Source organism: Myxococcus sp. AM011 (assembly GCF_013372595.1).
Classification (GTDB): Bacteria; Myxococcota; Myxococcia; order Myxococcales; family Myxococcaceae; genus Myxococcus; species Myxococcus eversor.
In genome coordinates this window covers 68,715-91,139 of record NZ_JABXEM010000004.1, presented here as the reverse complement: position 1 = coordinate 91,139, position 22,425 = coordinate 68,715, and the positions used below count along the sequence as shown (strand labels likewise).

The following is a 22,425-nucleotide window of genomic DNA, read 5'->3' as shown; positions in this document are numbered from 1 at the left end:
CATGCCTGCTTCCTCTGGGGGCATGGACCCATGTGAGCACTCCTGGCGCGGACGCCGCTCCTCAGGACTCCTCTTCCAACTCGGCCATCATCCGGCTCAGTTCCTCGGGGTCGACCTGAGACGTGAGCGCGGCTTCGATGTGAGTGGAGAGGTTGGCGATGGTGGGGGTTTCGAAGATCTCTCTCAGCGGCAGTTGCACACCGAAGAGCTCATCGACTCGCGAGATGGCTTGTGTGGCCAGCAGTGAGTGGCCGCCCAACTCGAAGAAGCTGTCGTTGCGGCCAACCTGCTCGACGCCCAGTAGCTCCATGAAGATGGCGCCGAGCTGCGTTTCGATTTCGCCCCGTGGCGGCTCGAAGTCCACTCCCTGCAGCAGGGCCCGGTCCGGAGCGGGCAGAGCGTTGCGGTCGAGCTTGTCGTTGGAGGTGAGGGGCAGGGCCTTCAGTGTGACGAAGGCGGAGGGCACCATGTACTCGGGCAGCCGCTGGAGCAGGTGGGCTCGCAGCGCGGCCGTGTCCAACTCGTGGCCGCCCACCAGCACGGCGTAAGCGACGAGTCGGCTGTCACCGGGCACGTCTTCGCGCACGAGGGCGACGGCCTCGTGGATGGAAGGGTGCTGAGCGAGCACGGCTTCGACTTCGCCCAGTTCAATGCGGAAGCCACGCAGCTTCACCTGAGAGTCGGCCCGGCCAAGGAAGTCGAGCTCACCCGAGGCCAGCCACCGCACGCGGTCCCCGGTGCGGTACAGGCGCGTGCCGGGCTGGGTAGTGAAGGGGTTGGGGACGAAGCGCTCGGCGGTGAGGTCTGCGCGGTGCAGGTAGCCACGGGCGAGGCCGGGGCCGCCGACGAAGAGCTCTCCCGGGACGCCGAGGGGCACCGGGTGCAGGGCGGAGTCGAGGACGTACAACTGCACGTTGGGCAGTGCGCGACCAATGGTGAGGTGATTGGGATTGACGGGGCCGGGAGTCACCGAGGCGCAGACGGTGACTTCGGTGGGGCCGTAGGCATTGAGAAGCAGGCGTCCCTGGCCCCAGCGTCGGGCCAACTCAGCGGGCAATGCCTCACCGGCGGAGGCGAGCGTGCGCAGCGAGTCCAGGCCGTCGGGTGAAGTCTGTGCCAGCACCGAGGGCGTGAGGGTGGCGGTGGTGATGGCTTGCTTCTGCAGCAGCGAGTGCAAGGGCAGGCCGGGCATGAGGGCGTCGCGCGGCGCGAGGCAAAGCTGGGCGCCGCTGAGAAGGGCGGAGAAGCATTCCCACACCGAGGCGTCGAAGCCGAAGGCGGCGAATTGCAGTGCCTTCTGTCCCGGCTCCAGGCGCAGCGCGCCCGCGGCGGCGAGGGCGGTATTGCACAAGCCCCGGTGCGTCAGCAGTGTGCCCTTGGGTTGGCCAGTGGAGCCGGAGGTGAAGATGACGTAGGCCAAATGGTCGGCCTGGGCCACGGGCGTCAGGTCGTCGTCGGGAAGCGAAGCGAGCTGGGCCCAGTCGGAGTCGAGGCAGAAGAGCATCTCACTCTGGCTGGGGAGCTCGTCGGCGAGGTGCTGCTGGGTGAGGAGCACGGGGACGGCGGCCTGCTGAAGCATGAAGGCCAGACGCTGGGCGGGGTAGCTGGAGTCCAGCGGGACATAGGCGCCACCGGCCTTGAGGACGCCGAGGATGCCCACCACCATGTCGAGGGAGCGCTCGACGCAAAGGCCGACGAGAGTATCGGGGCCGACGCCGAGGGAGCGCAGGTGGCGAGCGAGTTGGTTGGAGCGGGAGTTGAGCTGGAGATAGGTGAGGGAGGAGGACTCGAAGCTGACGGCGGGAGCGTGAGGCGTACGCTGAACCTGGGCTTCGAAGAGCTGGTGAGCGGTGGTGTCCGGACGCGCCTGGTGCGTCTGATTCCAGTCCACCAGCACCTGCTGGCGCTCGGCGGCCGGCAACATGGACAACTGGGAGAGGCGTTTGCTGGGAGCGGCCACGGCCGATTCCAGCAGCGTCTTCAGGTGGCCCACCATCCGCTCGATGGTCCGCGCCTCGAACAGGTCAGTGCTGTACTCGCAAGAAGCCGTGAGGCCATGCTCGGTCTCATTGAATGACAGCGTGAGGTCGAACTTGGCGGTGCGGTGGTCCACCGGCACCAGCTCCAGCGTGAGGCCTGGCAGCTCCAGTTTGGATTGAGGCTGGTTCTGGAGGACGAGCTTGACCTGGAAGAGGGGCGCGTGGCCGAGGCTGCGCTCGGGGTTGAGTTCGCGCACCAGCTCCTCGAAGGGCACGTCCTGGTGGGCGTAGGCGCCCAGTGAGGCCTCGCGCACGCGGCCGAGCAGCTCGCGGAAGGTGGGGTCACCGTCGAGCTTCGTGCGCATGACGAGCTGGTTGATGAAGAAGCCGATGAGGCCTTCGGTCTCCGAGTGGGTGCGGTTGGCGATGTCGGTGCCGACGACGATGTCCGTTTGTCCGGAGTAGCGGGCCAGCAGCACGTCGAAGGCGGCCAGCAGCGTCATGTACAGCGTGACGCCCTCTCGCTGGCTCATCGTCTTCATCGCGGTCACGAGCTCCACGGAGAGCCCGAACTGGTAGTTCTCTCCGCGGACGGTGCGGCTCGTCGGGCGCGGCTTGTCGGTGGGCAGTTCGAGCAACTGCGGGATGCCGTCGAGTTGCTGGCGCCACCAGCCGAGTTGACTCTGGAGCACCTCACCCGCCAACCACTGGCGCTGCCACGCGGCGTAGTCGGCGTATTGGATGGCCAGCTCGGGCAGCGGCGAGGGCTGACCCGCGATGAGTGCCCCATAGCCCGTGGCCACCTCGCGCACGAGGATGCTCATGGACCAACCGTCCGAGATGATGTGGTGCATCGTCAGCAGCAGCACATGTCTGCGCTCAGCCAGTCGCAGCAGCGTGACGCGCATCAGCGGCGCCCGCGCCAACTCGAAGGGACGCTTTGCCTCTTCGTTGGAAAGTCGCTCTACCTCGGCCTCCAGCTCGGTGGACGGCACACCGGACAGGTCCAGCACAGGCAGAGGCAGCGTCAACTCGGGGGCGATGTGCTGCACCATGGAGCCCTGCTCCGCATGGAACGTGGCTCGCAGTCCCTCATGGCGGCGGATGAGCTCGTTGAAGCTCTTCTCCAGCGCGGAGGCGTCCAGCACGCCCTCCAGCCGCAGGACCGCCGGCATGTTGTAGAGCGGGCTGTCCGGCTCGAGCTGGTTGAGGAACAAGAGGCGGTGCTGAGCGAACGACAGCGGCAATGCGCTCCCTCGCGCATGGGGTCGGATTGGCGGAGCCTGGACTCCATGCCCGGCCCGTGCCGCCGCCTCGACGCGCGCCGAGAGCGCTGCCACGGTGCGCAGCTCGAAGAGGTCGCTCAGCGGCACTTCCACCTGGAAGGCATTGCGAATGCGGCTGATGACCTGGGTGGCCAGCAGTGAGTGGCCGCCAAGGTCGAAGAAGTCATCATCCGTGCTCATCACATCCACGGCCAGCAGCTCACGCCAGATGGCGGCGATGATCTCCTCCGCCGGCGTACGCGGAGCGATGAAGGGCTTGGCCTTCTCGCGCGAAATCTCCGGAGCGGGCAGCGCGCTGCGGTCGAGCTTGTCGTTGGAGGTGAGGGGCAGGGCCTTCAGTGCGACGAAGGCGGAGGGCACCATGTACTCGGGCAACCGCTGGCGCAGGTGGGCGCGAAGCGCGGCCGTGTCCAACTCGTGGCCGTCAGCCAGCACGGCGTAGGCGACGAGGCGGCTGTCACCGGGCACGTCCTCACGCACGAGGGCGACGGCCTCGTGGATGGACGGGTGCTGAGCGAGCACGGCTTCGACTTCGCCCAACTCAATACGGAAGCCACGCAGCTTCACCTGAGAGTCGGCCCGACCGAGGAAGTCGAGCTCACCCGAGGCCAGCCACCGGACGCGGTCCCCGGTGCGGTACAGGCGCGCGCCGGGCGTGGTGCTGAAGGGATGGGGGACGAAGCGCTCGGCGGTGAGGTCGGCGCGGTGCAGGTAGCCGCGGGCGAGGCCGGGGCCGCCGACGAAGAGCTCTCCCGGGACGCCGAGGGGCACGGGGTGCAGGGCGGAGTCGAGGACGTACAACTGCACGTTGGGCAGCGCGCGGCCAATGGTGAGGTGATTGGGATTGACGGGGCCGGGAGTCACCGAGGCGCAGACGGTGACTTCGGTGGGGCCGTAGGCGTTGAGAAGCAGGCGTCCCTGGCCCCAGCGTCGGGCCAATTCGGGGGGCAGGGCCTCACCGGCGGAGGCGAGCGTGCGCAGCGAGTCCAGGCCTTCGGGCGAAGTCTGCGCGAGCACCGAGGGCGTGAGGGTGGCGGTGGTGATGGCCTGCTTCTGCAGCAGCGAGTGCAGGGGCAGGCCGGGCATGAGGGCGTCGCGCGGCGCGAGGCAAAGCTGGGCGCCGCTGAGCAGGGCGGAGAAGCATTCCCACACCGAGGCGTCGAAGCCGAAGGCGGCGAATTGCAGTGCCTTCTGTCCTGGCTCCAGGCGCAGCGCGCCCGCGGCGGCGAGGGCGGTGTTGCACAAGCCCCGATGCGTCAGCAGCGTGCCCTTGGGTTGGCCGGTGGAGCCGGAGGTGAAGATGACGTAGGCGAGCTGGTCGGCCTGGGCCACGGGCGTCAGGTCGTCGTCGGGAAGCGAAGAGAGCTGGGCCCAGTCGGAGTCGAGGCAGAAGAGCATCTCACTCTGGCTGGGGAGCTCGTCGGCGAGGTGCTGCTGGGTGAGGAGCACGGGGACGGCGGCCTGCTGAAGCATGAAGGCCAGACGCTGGGCGGGGTAGCTGGAGTCCAGCGGGACATAGGCGCCACCGGCCTTGAGGACGCCGAGGATGCCCACCACCATGTCGAGGGAGCGCTCGACGCAAAGGCCGACGAGGGTATCGGGGCCGACGCCGAGGGAGCGCAGGTGGCGAGCGAGTTGGTTGGAGCGGGAGTTGAGCTGAAGGTAGGTGAGGGAGGAGGACTCGAAGCTGACGGCGGGGGCGTGAGGCGTGCGCTGCACCTGGGCTTCGAAGAGCTGGTGTGCGGTGGAGTCCGGACGCTCCTGGTGCGTCTGGTTCCAGTCCACCAGCACCTGCTGGCGCTCGGCGGCCGGCAGCATGGGCACTTCGCCTAGCGACCCGGAGGCATGCGCCACCACCCCTTCCAGTATCACCTGCCAATGCCCAAGGAGCCGGTCGATGGTCTCGGGACTGAAGCGCGCCTCCTCATACGAGAAGGTGAGCACCAGTTGCGGTCCCGGTGTGATGCCAATCGCCAGTGGATAGTTGGTGTGATCGAAGGTCTGGCTGTCGACCACCTGGAGGGCGCCGGAGCCCTGCCGTAGGGAGGCATCGAGGGGGAAGTTCTCGAAGACCAGCAGCGAGTCGAAAAGCGAAGAGCCGCGAGGCAACTGGCTCCAGGACTGCACCTGCACCAGGGGGGTGTGCTCGTACGCTGCCTGGGCGGACTGGCGCTCCTGAAGCTGGCGCAGCCAGGAGAGCACCGGCTGGTGGGCGTCGAGCTGCACGCGCACCGGCAGCGAGTTGATGAAAAGGCCCATCATGGACTGAGAGGAGGGCAGCTCATCGGGGCGCGCGGCGGAGGTGGCCCCGAAGACGACATCGGAGTCGCCGGAGTAGCGGCTCAGCAGCAGGGCCCAGGAGGCTTGCAGGAGGGTGTTGAGGGTGAGCTGGTGGCCGCGGGCGAAGTCCTGGAGGGCAGAGGTGGAGGAGATGGAGAGCGCCAGGGAGCGCTTCCCCATGGACCTCGGGCCGGACGCCGGGACGGAGGAAGACGCGCCCGGAAGCGGCGTGGGAGAGCGGAAGCCCTGGAGCTTTTCGCGCCAGAAGGACTCGGTGGAGGGGCGCGAGGGGTGGCGCAGCCAGGCGATGTAGTCGCGGTAGAGAGGCCTGGGCTGCAGGCGGGGCGGACGGGAGTGCAGCAGGGCCTCGTACGTGGCGAAGAGGTCCTGCAGAAGCTGACCCACGCTCCAGCCATCCAGGAGCAGGTGGTGCTGGCTCCAGACGAGCTGCCAGGAGGACTCGCCCATGCGGAGGATGGCCAGACGCATGAGGGGAGGGCAGGTCAAGTCGAAGCCGCGAGCGCGGTCCTCGGCGAGGAATGCGTCGCGCTGGGCCTGCTGCTGATCGGCGTCAAGGTCGCGCCAGTCGTGCTGGAGCCAGGGGAGCTCGGCACGCGAGTGCACCACCTGGAGCGGCTCGGTCAGCCCTTCCCACACGAAGCTGGTGCGAAGGACGGGGTTGTGCCGCACCAACAGCTCCCACGCGCTCCGGAAGCGCTGCGGATCGAAGTGGCCCTGGAGTCGGAACGAGGACTGGACGAAGTAGACCCCCGAGTCAGGGGCGAGCAGGGTGTGGAAGAGAATGCCCTGCTGCATCGGGGAGAGCGGGTAGATGTCCTCGAGGTCCGGACCGAGGCGCTTCAGGAGGCGGTCGAGCGCGTCCTGCTCCAGGGCGGCGATTGGGAAGTCCGCCGGAGTGAAGCGGCGCGCGTCCTCGGTGGTGCGCCCGGCGATCAGCGCGCGCAGACCGGACAAGAGCCCCTGCGCGAGCGCCTCCACGGTGGCGCGCTCGTGCAGGTGCGTGCTGTATGTGAAGGACAGATGCAACTGGCCTCCGCGCACGAGTCCACCCACCTCGAGCTGCTGGCTCGACTCGTGGCCTGGAGCCACCGATTCACCCACTGACTCATTCGCCAGGGCGAAGGTGGCGCTGCTAGCGGCGTCGAATTGACCGAGGTAGTTGAAGGAGACCTGGGCGCGCGGAAGGGCGCGGAGGCGAGCGGCGGCCTCTCCAGAGGTGAGATGCCGCAGCAGTCCGTACCCCAGGCCCTTGTTGGGCAGCCGGCGCAGCTCGTCGCGCACGGCGCGCAGCGCGTCGCCCGGCGAGGAGGAGTCGGGCAACTGGAAGAGGACGGGGTAGGTGGCGGTGAACCAGCCGACGGTGCGCGACAGGTCCACGCCCTCGAAGAGGTCCTCGCGGCCATGGCCTTCCAGCTCCACCAGCACGGAGCCGTGGCCCGTCCACTGGCGGAGGGACTGGGTGAGCGCGCCCAGCAGGACGTCCTCGAGGCGGGCCCGGTAGGCGGCGGGCACCTCGTGCAGCAGGGTGCGCGTCTCGTCGGCGTCCAGCGAGAGGCTGAAGGTGCGAGACGAGGCGAAGGTGTTGGGGCCGGCGGCGCGGTCCACCGGAAGCGGACGCACCTGGGCCCTGGCGTCGTTCAGCCAGTAGTCCAACTCGTGCGTCAGTGCTTCGGAGTGGGCGTGCTGCTGGAGCTTCTCGGCCCAGGCCTTGAACGATGTGGACTTGGCCGGCAGCTCGGGCTTCTTGCCCGAGCGCAGCTGGGTGCAGAGGCTCTCCAGGTCCTCGACGAGCACGCGCCAGGAGACGGTGTCGACCGCCAGGTGGTGGGCCACCAGCAGCACACGGGCTGGACGGTCAGCGCCCAGCGAAATGTGGGCGGCGCGTAGCAGCAGGCCCTCCTCCAACGAGAGGCTGGCTTGCAGTCGCGTGGCCTCGGCTTCCAGGGCCTGGGCCTGCTGGGACTCGGGCAGGGAGGTCAGGTCCACGCGCACCAGGTGCAGCGGGGCCTCCAGGCCCGAGGCATGCTGGCTCCATCCGCCCTCGGGCTGGGGCGAGTACTTCATGCGCAGCGCATCGTGGTGCTCGACGAGTCGGCGCAGGGCGTCCTCGAGCACGGAGGCGTCCAGGGGCGTGCGCACCTGCAGCAGCAGGGCCTGGTTGAAGGGGTGCGGCAACGGCGAGGACTCGAAGAAGGCATGCTGCACGGGGGTGAGCGGCACCGGCCCCCGCACCAACCCCTGCTCTCCCAGGTTGGACGGGTCCTGCCGGGCCACCGCGGCCAGCGCTTCCACCGTCTGGTGCTGGAAGAGCTGGCGCGGCGACAACCGCAGCCCGGCCTGGCGCGCCCGCGCCACCACCTGCAGGCTGACAATCGAGTCGCCTCCCAACTCGAAGAAGTTGTCGCGGATGCCGACCCGGGCGCGGCCCAACACCTTGGACCAGATGTCCACCAGCGTCTGCTCGGTGGCATCGCGCGGGGCCTCATAGGCCGAGGACACCTCGGGCTGCAGGCTGTCGGGGGCGGGCAGCGCCTTGCGGTCCACCTTGCCGTTGGCCGTCAGTGGCAACGCATCGAGGCGCACGAAGGCACCCGGAATCATGTACTCCGGCAGCCGCTCCTTGAGGTGCGCGCGCAGCTCGGCCACGGAGGCCTCGCCGACGACGTAGGCCACCAGGCGCTTGAGGCCATGGTCCTCTCGCGCGACGACGATGGACTGGTGAATGGCCGGGTGCTTCAGCAGCGCCGCCTCTACCTCCGGCAGCTCGATGCGGAAGCCACGGATCTTCACCTGCGTATCGGCGCGTCCGAGGAACTCCAGCACGCCGTCGGCGCGGCGGCGCACCAGGTCTCCGGTACGGTACATGCGAGCGCCGGCCTCGGGGCTGAAGGGGTCTCGGAGGAAACGCTCGGCGGTGAGCTCGGGCTGGCCAAGGTAGCCGCGCGCCAGGCCGTCACCGGAGATGAAGAGCTCGCCGGGCACGCCCACCGGGAGAGGCCGCAGGAGGGAGTCGAGGACGTACAGACGGGTGTTGCCGATGGGGGTGCCAATGGGGACGGAGGCGCCCACCTGGGAGGCATCCGTCATGCGGAAGCAGGAGGCGAAGAGCGTGGACTCGGTGGGGCCGTAGCAGGCCGTCACCGGAATGCGCAGCTCCTCCAGCACGCGGCGCACGTGGGGCGCGGAGACGACGTCGCCGCCGGTGAGCAACTGCTTCACCGAGCGCAGGCCCTCGAGGTTTGCGTCCACCATCTGGGTGAAGAGGCCCGCGGTGAGGTGGAGGGTGGAGACGCGGTGGCGTTCCAGGACGAGCTGAAGCTCGCTCACGTCATTGGGGGCGTGGGGCGGGAAGAGGACGAGCCGGCCACCGTGGAGCAGCGGTCCCCAGACCTCGAGCGTGGAGGCATCGAAGGAGATGGGGGCGATGAGCAGGAAGGAGTGCTGGGGTCCCAGCTCCATGAAGTCGACGCGGCCCAGCAGCAGGCGCATGACGGAGCGGTGCTCGATGCAGACGCCCTTGGGCCTGCCGGTGGAGCCGGAGGTGAAGTCGATGTAGGCCAGGTTGCGCGAGGTGGTGGAGGAGGCGGGCGCGGAGGTGGGCTGCCGCTCCAGGGCGTCGGAGACCTCGTCGAGCAGGACGAGCGTCAGGCCTTCGGTGGGCAGGCGCGAGGCGAGGGCACCAGAGGTGAGGAGGACCTGAGGTTGTGCGTCCTCGAGCATGTGGGCGAGGCGCTCGCGCGGGTAGTCCACGTCGAGGGGCACGTAGGCGCCACCGGCCTTGAGGATGGCGAGCAGGGAGACGACGAGCTCGACGGAGCGCTCCAGGCAGAGGGCGACGCGAGAGTCGGGGCCGACGCCATGGCGCTGGAGGAGCCAGGCGAGCTGGTTGGCGCGCTCGTCGAGCTGGCGGTAGGTGAGTCGCTGGTCCGCGGACTCCAAGGCGATGGAGTCGGGGCGCAGGGCGACCTGCTGGGCGAAGACGTCGTGGATGCAGGAGTCGCGCGGGTAGTCGTAGGCCGTGTCGTTCCAGCCCTCCAGCACCTGGTGCCGCTCCGCGTCCAAGAGCAACGGCAGCGAGGACGTGAGCTGCCGCGGGTCGGCGACCATGCCTTCAATCAGCCGCCGCAGGTGCCCCGCCATGCGGGCCACCGTCGAGGACTCGAAGAGGTCCGTGCTGTAGTCGAGCGTCCCGCGGAAGCCGTCCTTCGTGTCCTCCAGCGTCAGCGTCAGGTCGAAGCGCGAGGTGTGGCTGTCCACCGGCACCGGCTTCAGGGAGAGGCCCGGCAGGGCCAGCTCGGGAATGGGCGCGTTCTGCAGGATGAACATCACCTGGAACAGCGGCGTGCGGCTGAGGCTGCGCTCCGGCTGCAGCGCATCCACCAGCTTCTCGAAGGGCACGTCCTGGTGGGCGTAGGCGCCCAGCGTCGTCTCACGCACGCGGGCGAGCAGCTCTCGGACGGAGAGCTCCCCGTCCAGCTTCGTGCGCAGCACCAGGGTGTTGACGAAGAAGCCGATGAGCCCCTCCGTTTCGCCCCGCGTGCGGCCGGCGATGGGCGAGCCGACGCTGAAGTCGTCCTGGCCCGAGTAACGCGACAGCAGCACCTGCCACGCGCCGAGGAGCGCCATGAAGGGAGTGACGCCCTCACGCTGCGCCAGGGCCTTGAGCGCCTCGGACAGCTCCCTGGAGAGCGCCACGGGCTGCTGGGCACCACGGAAGGACTGCACCACGGGACGAGGCCTGTCCGTGGGCAGCTCCAGCGACTCCGGCGCCCCGGTGAGCTGCTGGCGCCAGTATGCGAGCTGCCTCTCCAGCACTTCTCCCTGGAGCCAGCCGCGCTGCCAGGACGCGTAATCGGCGTACTGGATGGGCAGCTCGGGCAGCGTCGCTTCATGGCCGGAGATGAAGCCCTCGTATAGCGCCGCCATCTCACGGATGAGCACGCCCAGAGACCAGCCGTCGGAGACGACGTGGTGCATGTTCAGCAGGAGCACGTGCTCGCGCTCGCCAAGCCGCAGCACCGTGGTGCGCAGCAGCGGCCCCCGGGCGAGGTCGAACGGCTGCGATGCCTCTTCGCGCGCCAGGCGGAGCATCTGCTGCTGGCGCTCATGCTCGGGCAGGTGCGTCAGGTCCACGGCCGTGAGCGGCACCGGGAGCTTCGAGGCAATGACCTGGATGGGGCCAGAGGACTCGGCGAGGAAGGTGGTGCGCAGGGACTCGTGGCGCTGGACGAGCGCGTTGAAGCCGCGCTCCAGGGCCGTGATGTCCAGCTCGCCCTCCATCCCGACCACGGCCGGGATGTTGTACGTCGCGCTTCCCGGCTCGAGCTGGTCGAGGAACCACAGCCGCTGCTGGGAGAAGGACAGGGGCAGGGCCTGCGTCCTGGGCACCGGCAGGATGCGCGGCGCCGAGACTTTTCCGTCTTCCACGGCGGACTGCTCGGGAATGACGATGCCTGCCTGCTTCGAGAGGAGCGCGGCGAGGCTGGCCACGGTCGGGGCCTCGAAGATGTCGCGCAGGGCCAACTCCACGCCGAAGGTCTCGTAGATGCGCGAGACCGCCTGCGTGGCCAGCAGCGAGTGTCCGCCCAGCTCGAAGAAGCTGTCGTCCAGGTCCACGCGCTCCACCTTGAGCAGCTCCGTGAAGATGGCGGCGACCTGCTTCTCCACGGGATTGCGCTGTGCCTCGGTGAGTTGCTTCACCAGGAGGCTGGAGAGCCCCGCGACCGTGGGTGCCTCGAAGACATCGCGCAGCGACAGCTCCACGCCAAAGGTCTCGTAGATGCGCGAGACGGCCTGCGTGGCGAGCAGCGAGTGACCGCCCAACTCGAAGAAGCTGTCATTGCGGCCGACGCGCTCCAGGGTGAGGAGCTCGGCGAAGATGGCCGCGATTCGCTCCTCTGTCTCTCCGAGAGCGGCGCTGTCTTCCTCGTTCAGATCGGACCCCGCCCGGTCCGGAGCGGGCAGAGCGTTGCGGTCGAGCTTGTCGTTGGAGGTGAGGGGCAGGGCCTTCAGTGCGACGAAGGCGGAGGGCACCATGTACTCGGGCAGCCGCTGGAGCAGGTGGGCTCGCAGCGCGGCCGTGTCCAATTCGTGGCCGTCAGTCAGCACGGCGTAGGCGACGAGGCGGCTGTCACCGGGCACGTCCTCACGCACGAGGGCGACGGCCTCGTGGATGGACGGGTGCTGAGCGAGCACGGCTTCGACTTCACCCAACTCAATACGGAAGCCCCGCAGCTTCACCTGAGAGTCGGCCCGGCCGAGGAAGTCGAGCTCACCCGAGGCCAGCCACCGCACGCGGTCCCCGGTGCGGTACAGGCGTGCGCCGGACGTGGTGCTGAAGGGATGGGGGACGAAGCGCTCGGCGGTGAGGTCGGCGCGGTGCAGGTAGCCACGAGCGAGGCCGGGGCCGCCGACGAAGAGCTCTCCCGGGACGCCGAGGGGCACCGGGTGCAGGGCGGAGTCGAGGACGTACAACTGCACGTTGGGCAGCGCGCGACCAATGGTGAGGTGATTGGGATTGACGGGGCCGGGAGTCACGGAGGCGCAGACGGTGACTTCGGTGGGGCCGTAGGCGTTGAGAAGCAGCCGGCCCTGGCCCCAACGTCGGGCCAATTCAGCAGGCAGGGCCTCACCAGCGGAGGCGAGCGTGCGCAGCGAGTCCAGGCCGTCGGGTGAAGTCTGTGCCAGCACCGAGGGCGTCAAGGTGGCGGTGGTGATGGCCTGCTGTTGCAGCAGCGAGTGAAGGGGCAGGCCGGGCATGAGGGCGTCGCGCGGTGCGAGGCAGAGCTGGGCGCCGCTGAGCAAGGCCGAGAAGCATTCCCACACCGAGGCGTCGAAGCCGAAGGCGGCGAATTGCAGGGCCTTCTGTCCCGGCTCCAGGCGCAGCGCGCCCGCGGCGGCGAGGGCGGTGTTGCACAAGCCCCGGTGCGTCAGCAGTGTGCCCTTGGGTTGGCCGGTGGAGCCGGAGGTGAAGATGACGTAGGCGAGCTGGTCGGCCTGGGCCACGGGCGTCAGGTTGTCGTCGGGAAGCGAAGCGAGCTGGGCCCAGTCGGAGTCGAGGCAGAAGAGCATCTCACTCTGGCTGGGGAGCTCGTCCGCGAGGTGCTGCTGGGTGAGGAGCACGGGAGGCCGTGCCTGCTGAAGCATGAAGGCCAGGCGCTGGGCGGGGTAGCTGGGGTCCAGCGGGACGTAGGCGCCACCGGCCTTGAGCACGCCGAGCATGGCCACGACCATGTCGAGAGAGCGCTCGACGCTCAGTCCGACGAGAGTGTCGGGGCCGACGCCGAGGGAGCGCAGGTGGCGAGCGAGTTGGTTGGAGCGGGAGTTGAGCTGAAGGTAGGTGAGGGAGGAGGACTCGAAGCTGACGGCGGGGGCGTGAGGCGTGCGCTGCACCTGGGCTTCGAAGAGCTGGTGTGCGGTGGAGTCCGGACGCTCCTGGTGCGTCTGGTTCCAGTCCACCAGCACCTGCTGGCGCTCGGAAGCCGGCAGCATGGACAACTGAGAGAGGCGCAGACTCGGAGCGGCCACGGCCGACTCCAGCAGCGTCTTCAGGTGGCCCATCATCCGCTCGATGGTCTGTGCCTCGAACAGGTCGGTGCTGTACTCGCACAGGAAATCGAGCCCGTGCGGCAAGTCGGTGAACTCGACGGTGACGTCGAACTTCGACGTGTGGTCGTCCACCGGCAGCAGCTCCATGGAGAGGCCGGGCACCTCCAGCCGAGGCTGAGGCAGGTTCTGGAGGACGAGCTTGACCTGGAAGAGGGGCGCGTGGCCGAGGCTGCGCTCGGGGTTGAGCGCGCGCACCAGCTCCTCGAACGGCACGTCCTGGTGGGCGTAGGCGCCCAGAGAGGCCTCGCGCACGCGGCCCAGCAGCTCGCGGAAGGTGGGGTCACCGTCGAGCTTCGTGCGCATGACGAGCTGGTTGATGAAGAAGCCGACGAGGCCTTCGGTCTCCGAGTGGGTGCGGTTGGCGATGTCGGTGCCGACGACGATATCCGTCTGACCGGAGTAGCGGGCCAGCAGCAGGTCGAAGGCGGCCAGCAGCGTCATGTACAGCGTGACGCCCTCTCGCTGGCTCAGCTCGCGCAGCGACGAGGCCAGTTGGGCCGGCAGGGTGAGGACGCGGGTGGCGCCGCGGTAGGTGCGCGCTGTCGGACGCGGCTTGTCGGTGGGCAGTTGCAGCAGTTGAGGAATGCCGTCGAGCTGCTGGCGCCACCAGCCGAGCTGGCTTTGGAGCACTTCGCCTTCCAGCCACTGGCGCTGCCAGGCCGCGAAGTCAGCGTACTGGAAGGCCAGCTCGGGCAGGGGCGAGGGACGGCCCGCTGTGAAGGCCTCGTAGAGGGCGGCCATCTCACGGACGAGGATGTCCATGGACCAGCCGTCGGAGATGATGTGGTGCATGGTCAGCACCAGCACGTGCTCGCGCTCGGCCAGCTTCAGCAGCAGCACGCGCATCAGCGGAGCGCGGCTCAGGTCGAACGGGCGCTGGACTTCGACGAGGATGCGGCGCTCCACCTCGGCATCCTGGGAGGCGTGCGGGACGGTGGACAGGTCCACCACCGGCAGGGCCAGGACGACGTCCGAGGCAATGCGCTGGACCGTCATGGCGTGGGCGGTGTGGAAGGTGGCGCGCAGGCCCTCATGGCGGAGGATGGCCGCGTCGAAGGTCTTCCGCAGGGCGTGCACGTCCAGCGCGCCTTGGAGCCGGAGGACGGCCGGCATGTTGTAGAGAGGGCTGTCCGGCTCCAGCCGGTCGAGCACCCACAGGCGCTGCTGCGCGAAGGACAGTGGCAGCGTGTCGGTGCGGGGCAGCTTCCGCATCGACGGGTGCTGCCTGACATCGCGGTGGGCCTGGATGGAGGCGTCGATGCGCGCGGCCAGTGCGGCAACGGTGCGTGCCTCGAAGAGCTCGCGCAGCGGCAGTTCCGTGGAGAAGAGCGACCGCACGCGGGCAACGACCTGGGTGGCCAGCAGGGAGTGGCCGCCCAGGTCGAAGAAGTCATCGAGCGCGCCGACCCGCTCCACTCCGAGCAGCTCGCTCCAGACGCGCGCGAGCGCCTCCTCCACGGGCGTGCGCGGCGCCACGTACTCCGCGCCCAGCTCGGGCCGGGCGAGGTCCGGAGCCGGGAGGGCCTTGCGGTCGACCTTGCCGTTGGGAGTCAGGGGCAAGGCGTCCAGGGCCATGAAGGCCGAGGGCACCATGTACTCGGGCAGTTGCTCGCGCAGGAAGCCGCGCAGCGCCGCCAGGTCCATCCCAGGCGCCGAGGGCACCACATAGGCCACCAGACGTGCCTCCGCCGGGCCGTCCTTGCGTGCCGCCACCACCGTCGCGCGCACGGACGGGTGCCGGGCGAGCACCGCCTCCACCTCGCCGAGCTCGATGCGGTACCCGCGCACCTTCACCTGCTGGTCGACGCGGCCGAGGAACTCCACCGTTCCGTCCGCGTGCCAGCGCACCAGGTCGCCGGTGCGATACATGCGCGCACCCGGCGTGGCTGAGTACGCGTCGGGCACGAAGCGCTCGGCGGTCAGTGCGGGACGCTCCAGGTATCCGCGGGCGACGCCCTCACCGCCGATGTAGAGCTCTCCGGCCACGCCCACCGGCACCGGACGCAGCCACGCATCCAGGATGTAGAGGGCCGTGTTGGCGATGGGGGTACCGATAGAGACGGGCCCTGTCACTGCTTCCACGGTGTGCGTGGAGGACCAGATGGTCGTCTCGGTGGGGCCGTACATGTTGATCAGCACGCCGCCGCGCAGGGCACCGCGCAGCCGGGTGGCGAGCTCTGGCGGCAGGGCTTCGCCGCCGACGAGCAACTGGCGCACAGAGGCGAGCGATTCGAGGCCACGGGACTCGGTGAGCAGCGCGTGGGCGCGCGAAGGCGTCAGTTGCAGGTGGGTGACGGCGTGTCGCAGCAGAGACTCGGCCACCTGGCCCTGCTCGGCCTCGGTGTGCACGACGACCTTGAAGCCGCGGCACAGCGTCCACAGCAGCTCCAGCACGGAGATGTCGAAGGAGACGCTGGTGACGGCCAGCCAGGTGCCGGAGGAAGAGACGCCCAGACGCGCATCCATCCCCGCGAAGAAGTTGGCGACGTTGCGGTGCTGCACCATGACGCCCTTGGGGGTGCCAGTGGTGCCGGAGGTGTAGAGGACGTAGGCGAGGTCCTCGGGGTGGGCGCCACCGGACGGGGATATGTCCGCGACGCTGCCGGCCTGGCCGGGCTCGTCCAGGAAGACGCACTCGATGCCCGCCGCCGGGACAGTGCCGGCCAGGTTCCGCTGGGTGAGCAGGACGCGAGCCCCACAGTCGCGAAGCATGAAGGCCAGGCGCTCCGCGGGGTAGGAAGGGTCCAACGGGACGTAGGCGCCACCGGCCTCGAGGACACCCAGGAGCCCTGTCACCAGCTCCACGGAGCGCGAGGCGCACACGGCGACGAGAGCACCGGGCCGCACGCCGCGGGCGCGAAGCTGGTGGGCGAGGGCGGAGGCACGTGCCTGCAGCTCCCGGTACGTCAGCGCGGAGTCACCGCACACCAGGGCCACGGCCTCGGGCGTGCGCGCTGCCTGCGCCGAGAAGAGCTGGGCAAGGGTGGCCTGACGTTCGAAGGGCGTGGCGGTGTTGTTCCACTCCCGCGTCACCCGGCGCTCTTCCTCGGGGGACAAGAGCTCCAACGCGCCGATGCACTGGCCGGGCTGAGCCACCGCGCCGGCCAGCAGCGCGCCCAGGTGCGCCACCATCCGCCGCGCGGTGCCGGCCTCGAACAAGTCCGTGCTGTACTCCAGCGTGCCGATCAGCCCGTCGGCCGTGTCCGTCAGCGACAGCGTGAGGTCGTACTTCGCGGCCGGAGACTCCACGTCCAGCGACAGCAGGGACAGGCCCGGCAGCGTCACGGAGGGAAGCGGGTCCTGCTGAAGCAGGAGCATCACCTGGAAGAAGGGGGAGCGGCCCAGGTCGCGCTGGGGCCGCAGCTCCTCCACCAGCTTTTCGAAGGGAACGTCCTGGTGCGCGTACGCGCCGAGCGTCACCTCGCGCACCCGGCCGAGCAGCTCGCGGAAGGTCAGCTCCGCGGAGAGGTGGGTGCGCAGCACCAGGTTGTTGATGAAGGAGCCCACCAGGCCTTGCAGCTCGGCGCGGCGGCGGCCGGCGATGGCGGTGCCGACGCTGACGTCCTGCTGGCCGGAGTAGCGGTGAAGCAGCGCCTGGACGCCGGCGAGCAGCACCATGAAGGGAGTGCCGCCCTCGCTGCGCGCCAGGGACTTGAGGGCCTGGGTCAGCTCACGCGGCAGGCGCACCGGCACGCTGGCACCGCGGAAGGACTGCGCCGTGGGGCGAGGCTTGTCGGTGGGCAGCTCCAGGGCGTGCGGGGCGCCAGAGAGCTGCGTGCGCCAGTACGCCACTTGAGAGTCCAGCACCTCGCCGCGCAGCCACTGGCGCTGCCAGCGCGCGTAGTCGGTGTAGCGCACGGGCAGCTCGGGCAGGGGCGAGGGGCGGCCCGCGGCCAGCGCCTCGTAGAGCGCCGCCAACTCGCGGACGAGCACGCCCATGGAGGTGCCGTCGGAGACGAGGTGGTGCATCGTCAGCGACAGCACGTGGGTGCGCTCGGCCAGCCGCAGCAACACCACGCGCAGCAGCGGACCGGTCTCCAGGTCGAAGGAATGTCGCGCCTGCGCGAGGGCGTGGTTGCGGGCCTCGTCTTCACGCCGCGCCTCGGGCACACCGCGCAGGTCCACCACCGGCAGCGCCACGGTGAGAGAGGGGGAGACGAACTGCACGGGCTGGCCGTCAGTGGTGGCCACCGTGGTGCGCAGCGCCTCGTGGCGCTGGACGAGGACGTCGAAGCAGCGCTGCAGCACGGCCACGTCCAGCGCCCCCTCCAGCCGGAGGGCGGCGGGGATGTTGTAGACGGGGCTTGTGGGCTCGAGCTGCTGGAGGAACCACAAGCGCTGCTGGGCGAAGGACAGCGGCGCCGGTCCGGTGTCCTCACCGCGCTCCAGCGCCGGCATTCCCCGGGTCGCCAGGGCCGAGGACCGGGCCGCGAGCAGCTCCAGTGCCAGCTCGCGAGGCGAGGGCCCGCGCAGCAGCGCGTCCATGGAGAGGGCCACGCCCAGCGCCCGCTCCGCGTCGTGCGCCAGCTCGGCGGCGCCCAGCGAGTCCAGGCCATATCGGGTGATGGGCTCGTCCGAGGCCACCGCCTCCACTCGCACGCCCGCGCGCGCGGCCAGCCGCTGCCGCAGCCAGTTCTCAATCGACTCGGCGGTGTCCAGCGCTCCTTCGCCCGAGGCCTCGGGCGCTTCGGCCGTGGGAGCGGTGGCCACTGTTTCGCGCCACGCCAGCACTTCCCGCAGCTCGCCCGCGAGCCAGGCCGCGCGCGTGCCCTGACGCTGAATCTTCCCGCTCGATGTCTTGGGAATGCTGCCGGGCTCGATGAGCACCAGCGCGTGCAACTGCACCTCGTGCAGCTCCGCCAGCCCCTGGCGCACCGCCGCGAGCACTTCCTCCACGGAGGCCAGCTGCCGGCGCGGGTCCACCTCCTGCACCAGCACCAGGCGCTCCTCGCCCTCCACCTCCACGCTGAAGGCCGCGCCACAACCGGGGCGCAGCGTCGGGTGGGCCTGCTCCGCCGTCAGCTCCAGGTCCTGCGGGTAGTGGTTGCGGCCGCGAAGGATGAGCAGGTCCTTGAGACGGCCGGTGACGAAGAGCTCGTCCCCGCGCAGGAAGCCCAGGTCCCCGGTGCGAAGGAAGGGCCCGTGGCCGTCGGCCGTCCTCGCATTGAAGGCACGCGCCGTCTCTTCCGGACGCTGCCAGTAGCCCTGCGCCACGCTGGCGCCACGCACCCAGACTTCACCCACCTGGCCCGCCTCGCACGCGCGCAGCGACTCGGGCTCGACGATGAGGACCTGCTGGCCCTGCATCGTCTGTCCGCTCCCCACCAGCACGCGAGCGTCCTGCGCGTCGGCCTCGGCGGGCTCCACGCGGTTGCGGCCCAGGGGCTCCGCCTTCACCGCGTGCTGCGCGGGGCCCGTGCCCTTCTGCACGCCGGTGACAATCAGCGTGCCTTCGGCCAGGCCGTAGCAGGGGTAGAGGGCCTCACGCCGGAATCCGCACGGGCCGAAGGCCTCGACGAAGCGCTCCAGCGTCTCGGGACGGATGGGCTCCGCGCCGCAGAAGGCCAGCTCCCAGCGGCTCAAGTCCAGTTGCTGGCGCTGCTCAGGGGAAATCTTCCGCGTGCACAACTCGAAGGCGAAGTTGGGTCCGCCGCTGATGGTGCCGCCGAAACGTGAGACGGCCTCCAGCCAGCGCAGCGGACGCTTGAGGAAGTCCAGTGGGGAGAGCAGCGCGACGGGGAAGCCACCGTAGAGCGGCTCGAGGATGCCGCCGATGAGGCCCATGTCGTGGTAGGGCGGCAGCCAGATGACACCCACGCTGTCGTCGTTCGCGCCGAACGAGCGGTGGATGTGGCTCAGGTTGTCCAGCAGGTTGGCGTGGGTGAGCATCACGCCCTTGGGCGTGCCGGTGGAGCCCGAGGTGTACTGAAGGAAGGCCAGCGAGTCGGAGGACAACTGGGGCCGCTGCCACGACGCCGCGGCGTCCGAGGGCAGCGCGTCGGTGGCCAGCCAGTGAAGGTCCTTCAAGTCCGGGGCGTGCTCGAAGAGGAAGTCGCCCATGGAGAGGATGAAGGAGGTGGTGAGCACCACGGTGGCCTGGGCGTCGCGGATGACGGCGCGAAGCCGGGGCAGGGTGCGCTCCAGGCGCGAGGGGTCCGGCGGATAGGCGGGGACGGCGACGAGGCCCGAGTAGAGGCAGCCGAAGAAGCCGGCGATGTATTCGAGTCCCGGAGGGTAGAGCAGCACGGCGCGCTCCCCCGAGGCCGCCACGGCCTGGAGGGCGCCGGCGATGCGGCGGGCGTGCGCTGAAAGCTGCGCGTAGCTGAGCGTCGGCTCGGCCTCGTCCTCGAGGAAGCGGTAGAGGAGGGCGTCGGGCTTGTCAGCGACGCGCCCGTCGAGCAGGTCGAGCAGCGTGGTGGAGCGGGGGGCGGGGGACGGAGAAGACATGGAGGTGGCGACTCGGGGCGGCCCGCGGAGGAGACGCGCGAAGAGAGAACGAGAGGAATTTCAGCGGCCGAGGGACAGGCGAGCCCTGGAGGGCCACGCACACGGCGGAGAACGGCCGGAGGCCTGGAGCCTCCTGCGAGGCCGCGGGGTGGGGCCGACTTCCTGCCCGCCACCCGATGCGACGCCCTCGAGAGAGAAGCGCCCGCGGGCGAAGGTATCAGGGGCGTCCCAGAGCGCCGGGAGCCGGTGAGGCACTGGCAGGCACATCATCATTCAGGCATTCCTGGCTTTAAATACTTAACAGTCATTCTAGATTTTACGGTGCCGATTGGAAAGCCAGGGTGGCCCTGGAAAGCCCGCTGGCGTCGCTCATCCGGTGCACGAGGCCGGGGAGGAAGCTGCCGTGGGCTCCCGCGCTGGAGACAGGCGCAGCAGCAGCAGCGCCATGGCGCTCCACACGGTGAGCGTCGCCAGTGCGCGAAGCGTGGCCACCACCAGCATGGCCGTGACGTCCTGGAGCCTGAGGAAGTAGGGGTGAAAGGCCAGGACGACGATGAGGGTCCCCAGCAGTACCCGCTGTGGCGCGGGAGCCCCCGGCGCCAGCACGACGTCGCGGCCCAGCAGGTACAGGACCGGGAGAAGGAACACGAGGTGGGGGCCCCAGGAGATGGGAGACACCTCGAAGGCCGTGGCCAGCACGAGGCAGATCTCCAGGTCGGCCCGCTCGGGCGTCCGCGGCATGCGGCTGGAGCGCCACAACACCCAGGCCATGACGCAGGCGAGCGCCGCGCACAGCGACGTGGCCACCAGGGAGGCCAGCTCCCTCGGGACGGGGTTGTTGGGGAACGCCGGGTTCTTCAGGAGGAAGCGGCCCGTCAGCCCCGGCAGGCTCAGGTTCGACTGCTCCGAGACACCCGGTATTCCCCTGGGCATGCGGATGAGCGAGCTGCCGCTCACGACATGCTCATGCCACTGCGCCCATGCGTCGAAAGGAAAGAGGGCCGCGGACAGGCCCACGCCCAGCACGAGGAAGGCGGTGCCCCACAGCGCCGGCCTCCACTGTCCGCGCAGCAGCACCGGCAGCAACAGCAGGCCGAAGTGGAACTTGAGGAACACCGCGGCCGCCGCGGCCAGGCCCCCGGCCCACGCCGCGCGGTTGCCTCGGTACGCGTACCACACGGTGCACAGCAGCAGCAGCAGCACCGGGTTCACCTGCCCCAGGCCCAGCGAGTCGTAGATGGGCGCGAAGCACAGCGTGTAGATGGCCCAGCACAGGAACATCCGCCGCGAGTTCCTCAGCTCGAGCATGCGCGCCAGGAAGGCGAACGCGGCCGCCGAGGCGAGGATGTTGACGACGAGCATGATGCCGGCCGCGGTGGTGAACTCCAGCCCCTTGAACACCCCGAACGCCAGCAGCGAGACCGGGGTGTAGATGAAGGCAGGGACCTGGGTGCGCTCGGGCATCCACTCCCTGCCCAGACGCGACAGCGTCCTCCAGTCATAGGGCGCGCCCTCGGGCGAGAACGCGAGCTGGGCCGCTGTCCAATACGCGCTGAAGTCGAGGTCGCGCTGCTTGGGGAGCCACAGCAGCTCGCGCGTGGCGAGCGTCACCGCGACGAACAGGACGAGCAGCAACAGGTGCGTCCAATACGCGCCGGCCTGGGGCGCGGAGACCTGGCTGGATGCGGGCGGGGACGTGATGCCAAAGGAGCTCTGCTTTTTCATGGATGGAAGGCCAGGGACTGAAGTTCGAATGGGTCCGGCATCCCAGTTCGCGAGCGAGGTCTCTGGCCCCGTTGCTAGAGGGAGGCCCCGGCCTCGTTGAGCGACTCCATGTCGACCACGAGCTTGCCGCCGGACTGTCCGGCCTCGGAGGCCCTGTGGGCATCCGCGAAGCGCGTGTAGGGGAACACCTGGCTGACGACGGGCCGGAGCTGGCCAGCGTCAATCCAGGCGCTGAGCTGCCGCAAGTCGTCGCCCCGCGGCGTGACGGAAGCCATCAGGAGGCGCGGCCCGGGGAGCAGGGAGGAGGCCACCCTGTCCACCCAGGGCGGAGGCAGGGCCACGGTGACGTACCGGCCCGTCCGCGCCAGCACCTGGCGGCACGCGACGAAGGAGCGGGCGAACGTGGTGTTGAACACGACGTCGTAGCGCTCCGGCTCTCTCGTGAAGTCCGTCTGGCCGTGGTCCAGCACGCGGCCGGCGCCCAGCTCCCGCACGAGCGCCACATGCCGCGCGGAACACACCCCCGTGACGTCGGCACCGAGGATGCGGGCAAGCTGCACGGCGAAGGTGCCCACGCCTCCCGAGGCCCCCACCACGAGCACCCGCTCACCCTGCTTCACCTTCGCCACGTCCCGCAGCGCCTGCAGCGCCGTGGTGGCGGAAAGGGGCACCGCGGCGGCCTGCTGGAACGTCAGCGAGGCGGGAATCACGGCCAGGGCGGAGCCGGGCAAGAGTGCGTACTCCGCGCTCGCCACGGACCGCATGCTGAAGCCATACACGCGCTCTCCTGGCCGCAGATGGGTGATGGCGGCGCCCACGCTCACCACCTCGCCCGCCACGTCCAGACCGACGCGCTTCGGGCCACTCTGCTCACCCCGAGGAGGCTTGCTGGCGCGCATCCGGCAGTCACCCGGGCTCACCGCGGTGGCCCGCACGCGCACCAGCACGCCCTTGTCCTGCAAGGCCGGAATGGGAAGCCGCCGCACCCGCAGCACCTCGGGCGGCCCATGCCGCTCCAGAACGATGGCGTTCATCTGGGTCTCTTCCAAGGGATTGGTGTGGGCTGCCATGTCGCCTTC

Annotated in this window: 3 protein-coding genes; all 3 read right to left on the bottom strand. The window is 69.7% G+C overall.

Annotated features, from left to right (window positions below):
* Positions 1–61: 61 nt before the first annotated feature.
* The 3 genes from HUW62_RS01760 to HUW62_RS01750 all read right to left on the bottom strand — a co-directional run bounded on the left by HUW62_RS01760 (position 62) and on the right by HUW62_RS01750 (position 22,416).
* On the bottom strand, positions 62–19,621 hold the full coding sequence (locus HUW62_RS01760) for a non-ribosomal peptide synthase/polyketide synthase (RefSeq protein ID WP_176433370.1): 19,560 nt from the start codon (positions 19,619–19,621) through the stop codon (positions 62–64).
* Between the two features lie 369 nt (positions 19,622–19,990).
* A complete protein-coding gene (locus HUW62_RS01755) occupies positions 19,991–21,346 on the bottom strand; it encodes a glycosyltransferase family 87 protein (protein ID WP_176433369.1) in 1,356 nt (451 codons plus the stop codon).
* A gap of 74 nt (positions 21,347–21,420) precedes the next feature.
* Positions 21,421–22,416: an NAD(P)-dependent alcohol dehydrogenase gene (locus HUW62_RS01750; protein WP_176433368.1), complete on the bottom strand. Its 996-nt coding sequence runs from the start codon at positions 22,414–22,416 to the stop codon at positions 21,421–21,423.
* Positions 22,417–22,425 lie beyond the last annotated feature (9 nt).